A 1,175-nucleotide genomic window follows, 5' to 3' on the forward strand; every position below is an offset into this window, starting at 1 on the left:
TGTATAAGGGTTTTTTAATTTTTCTGAATCGTTTCCACATTAACAGGAATGAAAGATTCTCCATCATCTGGCATGTTACAATGATAAGTAATCACATCAGAATTATCATGGTTATGAAAAGAGAATTTTTTTCCTTTTCCTGATAATCCAAACTTATCTTTCACTTCAGAAGAATAAATAAGATGAAATGACTGCTCTTTCTCTAAGTCGAATATGATTGACATAGGGCGACTTTTATTATTATTTCCTAGAAAGGTCTCAACAAGCTCTATACTTCTTTTTGAAAGAGCTGGAGCAATAAGATTAAAAAAAGTTGTAGGTGATGAGAACGAAACATTAAATCCTCCTATGACACTTGCTTTTAATGATTCTGCACATGCACCATTTTCAAGCATATTACTTACCGTTTTTCTGATAGCATCATCGCTAAGATGATAATCTTGAAAATGAGTCATTGATGCTACTTTATTATTACTATCCCAAAGAATAATACAGTAACAGTTACAGAGGGAATCTGTAGCAAGGTATCTCTGCCTCGGAAATGAATTACAATTTATAACTCCACTACGATCCATCGGGCAGTAAAGGCAAAGGTCTGATTGTATAGGTGTATGACTAATTGTTGCATCTGCTATAAGCAGTGGAGGAGCAATAAGATCATTCAGAATATGCTCATATGCTCTTGGCGTTTCGCATAGAACAGGAATACACCCATCGGCCGTTGGAACAAAGTTAATAAACTGGTCGCGTTTTAATCTCCCCCCCCATTCAGTAATATTTCTAGAAAATATATCCTGAATATCATCATGGTATATCTTTGGTGTATACCTTAGCTCAAGAGTATTCTCGTCAATTAAGTAGTCCCGAAGAAATCTTTTTACTCCACTTCGAATAAAGTCAGGCATTGAAATAACTTGTACTGGAAATTTATCGGTAGGTGAGACTTGTTTTTTTAATACCGTAGATTCCCTACCTGAGGCTTCATCAAAAATAGTACTTGACGACAAAGTATTTGCAAATCCTGGGACGTTCATAATTTGTTCCTAACTATCTTTTCATCTTAGAACTAAAAGAGAGCTATAGAGTTCACAGAAACACCCAACAGTTGAGTAAGAGCGCCTAACAAAAATTTCCAGGGGACTGCGCCTGCGGCGCAGCCCCTGAAATTGGCGTTA

General features: G+C 36.3%; 1 protein-coding gene. It reads right to left on the reverse strand.

Annotated features, from left to right (window positions below):
• Positions 1-14: 14 nt before the first annotated feature.
• Entirely contained in the window at positions 15-1,034 is a 1,020-nt protein-coding gene (locus M3P05_RS20360) for a hypothetical protein (RefSeq protein WP_249701966.1), read from the reverse strand.
• Between the last annotated feature and the right edge of the window lie 141 nt (positions 1,035-1,175).

It is taken from the genome of Parendozoicomonas callyspongiae (assembly GCF_023502345.1).
GTDB classification, from domain to species: domain Bacteria; phylum Pseudomonadota; class Gammaproteobacteria; order Pseudomonadales; family Endozoicomonadaceae; genus Sansalvadorimonas; species Sansalvadorimonas callyspongiae.

Bases quoted from the DNA above. Each gene is read 5' to 3' on its own strand.
- M3P05_RS20360 (WP_249701966.1), bottom strand. From the start codon at position 1,034: ATGAACGTCCCAGGATTTGCAAATACTTTGTCGTCAAGTACTATTTTT.